Annotated in this window: 4 protein-coding genes; 2 read left to right on the top strand and 2 right to left on the bottom strand. The window is 73.7% G+C overall.

Annotated elements, in window-relative coordinates; genetic code table 11:
• Nucleotides 1–599, top strand: a 599-nt coding sequence (locus C1I97_RS34475) for a PP2C family protein-serine/threonine phosphatase (RefSeq protein ID WP_146608393.1), incomplete at its 5' end; no start/stop codon positions are given.
• Nucleotides 600–609: 10 nt separating this feature from the next.
• Here the strand turns inward: C1I97_RS34475 and C1I97_RS34470 are convergent.
• Together C1I97_RS34470 and C1I97_RS34465 are read right to left on the bottom strand one after the other, a co-directional pair.
• Nucleotides 610–1,050 carry an Lrp/AsnC family transcriptional regulator gene (locus C1I97_RS34470; protein WP_073949923.1) on the bottom strand — a complete coding sequence of 147 codons (441 nt, stop codon included), beginning with the start codon at nucleotides 1,048–1,050 and terminating at the stop codon, nucleotides 610–612.
• A gap of 49 nt (nucleotides 1,051–1,099) precedes the next feature.
• On the bottom strand, nucleotides 1,100–2,449 hold the full coding sequence (locus tag C1I97_RS34465) for a transaminase (RefSeq protein ID WP_111006920.1): 1,350 nt from the start codon (nucleotides 2,447–2,449) through the stop codon (nucleotides 1,100–1,102).
• Nucleotides 2,450–2,620: 171 nt separating this feature from the next.
• On the opposite strand from C1I97_RS34465, the gene C1I97_RS34460 reads away from it, so the two are divergent.
• Nucleotides 2,621–2,941 (top strand): TIGR00725 family protein (locus tag C1I97_RS34460; protein ID WP_111006919.1); only part of this gene is annotated, 321 nt, incomplete at its 3' end.

The following is a 2,941-nucleotide window of genomic DNA, read 5'->3' as shown; positions in this document are numbered from 1 at the left end:
GGCCTCAGGGGGTGCGGGCGGTGATGGGGGACGTGCAGGGGCACGGCCTGGCGGCGGTGTCCACGGTCGCCTCACTGCTGGGCAGCTTCCGGGAGGCGGTGCTCGACCGGCCGGACCTGCCGGCGGTCGCGGCTGCCCTGGACCGCCGGCTGGTGGTGGACTCGGAAGAGGTGCGGCACGCCGAGCTGTTCGCGACCGCGGTGCTGCTGGAGTTCTCCGGCGACGCCCGGTCGGTGCGGGTGGTGACCTGCGGCCATCCGCCGCCGGTGCTGCTGCGCGACGGGAAGGCCGAGGAGGTCGGGGTCGCGCCGTGGACGCCTCTGGGCCTCGGCCTGTCCGACGGGGTTCCGCGGCAGGGCGAACACACTGTGCCGCTGCGCCCCGGTGACGTGCTGTTCCTGGCCTCCGACGGTGTCACGGAGGCCAGGGACTCCCACGGCGCGTTCTATCCGCTGCTCGACCGGCTGCCCCGGCTCGCCGACCTCGACCCGGCGGTGCTCGCCGACCATGTGCTGGCCGATCTGCTCGCGCACTGCGGCACCGCCACCGACGACGTGACCATGCTCGTTCTCACGCCGCGCCCGCCCGGGGGCCGGTGAGCCCGGCCGGTCAGCCCACGTCCCACAGGAACCGGTGGGTGTGGATGCCGAAGTAGGGGAACGACTGCACCTGCCTCACGCCCTCGATCGGCCGGACCACGTCGTTGACGAAGTCCAGCAGGTCCCTCGGGCCGGGGGCGACGACCTCGACGAACAGGTCGAATCCGCCGGAGGTCAGCACCGAGTAGATCACTTCGGCGCGTCCGGCCAGTTCGTCGGCGACCGCCCGGGGGTCGCCGTCCACGCCGATGCCGAGCAGTGCCATGGCCTGTCCGCCCATGGCCATCGGGTCGGTCACGCCGACCACCTGGACGGCCTTGGAGTCCAGCAGCCGCTGCAGCCGCTGGCGGGCCGCGGACGCGGAGAGGCCGACCCTGGGCCCGAGGTCGGCGTACGCGATACGCCCGTCGGTCTGCAGCTCGCGCAGGATGGCCCGGTCGATCTCGTCCACGTGTGTCGCTCTCCCTCTCCGGCCGGCTCGGCCCAGCGTAGTGCGGCCGTCAGCCGTGCAGTTCGGACAGGGCGGCGGCGAAGACCTCGGTGTGCGCGTCCACGTCCTGCTCGGTGGTGTCGGGGCACATCAGCGCCATGTTGTGGAACGGCGTGAGCAGGATGCCCCGGTTGGCCAGGTAGAGGTGGAGGAAGTCCTCCAGCTCGGGATCCGCGGCGGCGGCCGACTCGGTGCCGGTGCGCGGGGCCGGGGCGGCGAAGCGGTACTCGGTGCGGGCGCCGAGGCGGCTGACCGACCAGGGCAGGGCGTGGGCGTCGATGCCGGCCCGGACGCCGGCCTCGAAGCGCTCGGACAGCTCGGCCATGCGGGCGAAGGCGTCGTCGGTGAGGACGTGCTCGAGCGTGGCCCGCGTCGCGGCGGTGGACAGCGCGTTGCCCGCCAGGGTGCCGCCGACGCCGCCCATGTCCACCAGGTCCAGGTCGGCGCGGCCGAGCAGCCGGTCGGCGAGGTCGGCGGACAGGCCGTAGGCGCCGGCCGGGATGCCGCCGCCGATCGCCTTGCCGATGGTCAGCAGGTCGGGCTCCAGGTCCCAGGCCGCGGTGCAGCCGCCGGGCCCCGCGGAGAAGGTGTGCGTCTCGTCGTTGATGAGCAGCGCGCCGTACTGCCTGGTCAGCTCGCGGACGCCGGCCAGGTAGCCGGGCTCGGGCAGCACGATGCCGATGTTGGTGAGCGCCGGTTCCATGAGGACGGCGGCCACGTCGCCGTGGGCGAGTTCGCGCTCCAGCTGGTCCAGGTCGTTGAACTCGGCGACCCGGCTGGTCAGGGTGACGTCGCAGGGCGCTCCGACGTTGCCCTCGCGGGCGGTGCCGCGGCCGTCGGGGCCGACGACGATGAGCGACTCGTCGACGCTGCCGTGGTAGCAGTAGCTGTTCACCAGGATCTTCGAACGGCCGGTGACCGCGCGGGCGAGCCGGATCGCCCAGCGGTTGGCGTCGGTCGCGGTCAGCGAGAAGCTCCAGCGGGCGAGCCCGAACCGCCGGGTGAGCTCCGCGCCGACCCATTCGGCGTCCTCCGTGGGCAGCATCGCCGTCGCCCCGCCCAGCTCGGCGTACCGGCGTGCCACCGCCTCGGCCACGGGCGCGGGCGAGTGGCCCGCCATGGCGCCGGTGTCGCCCAGGCAGAAGTCGATGTACTCGTGCCCGTCGATGTCGGTGATCCGGGCGCCCCGGGCGGAGTCCAGGTAGCGGGGGAAGGCGCCGGCGGTCTTGTTCATCCAGGTCATCGGCACTCGGCCGAAGAGGTGGTCGGCGCGGTCGTAGGCGGCCTTGGAGCGGGGGTTGCGCCGCTCGGCCTCGGCGCTCTCGCGGGCGAGGAGGTGGGGCAGGCGGGTGCGGTCCATGGGGCGTCCTAGCGATCAGTAGCGGCGAATTGCGGGGATCGTACGATCGAATCATCCGCACAGGCAAGAGTCTGCTGCGGATTCACGCGTCACTACGACGGATTCATGCGTGAGGGGGTGTCGCCCGTGCTCTCCCTTGCCGAGGGCGGAGGCCGGTCGTTCCATGGGCGTATGCGTCCCTGCGTCGCCGTCGCCGGGCCCGGACAGGCCTCCGCCCGGGAGGCGGAGCTCGCCCGGCAGGTGGGTGTGCTGCTGGCCGAGCGGGGAGCGGTCGTGGTGTGCGGGGGCCTGGGCGGGGTCATGGAGGCGTGCGCGGAGGGCGTGCGGTCGGCGAACGGTACGGTCCTCGGCCTGCTGCCGGGGCGTGACCGGGCCGCGGGGAACCCGCACCTGAGCGTCGCGGTGGCGACCGGGCTGGGCGAGCTGCGCAACGGGGTGCTCGTGAACACCTGCGACGCGCTCATCGCGGTGGGCGGCGGCTGGGGCACGCTC

Origin of the sequence: Streptomyces sp. NTH33 (assembly GCF_003236365.1) — a bacterium.
Classification (GTDB): domain Bacteria; phylum Actinomycetota; class Actinomycetes; order Streptomycetales; family Streptomycetaceae; genus Streptomyces.
Note: the sequence above shows the minus strand (reverse complement) of the source record. Positions and strands in the feature narration are given on the sequence as shown.

Bases quoted from the DNA above. Each gene is read 5' to 3' on its own strand.
- C1I97_RS34465 (WP_111006920.1), bottom strand. From the start codon at position 2,449: ATGGACCGCACCCGCCTGCCCCACCTCCTCGCCCGCGAGAGCGCCGAG.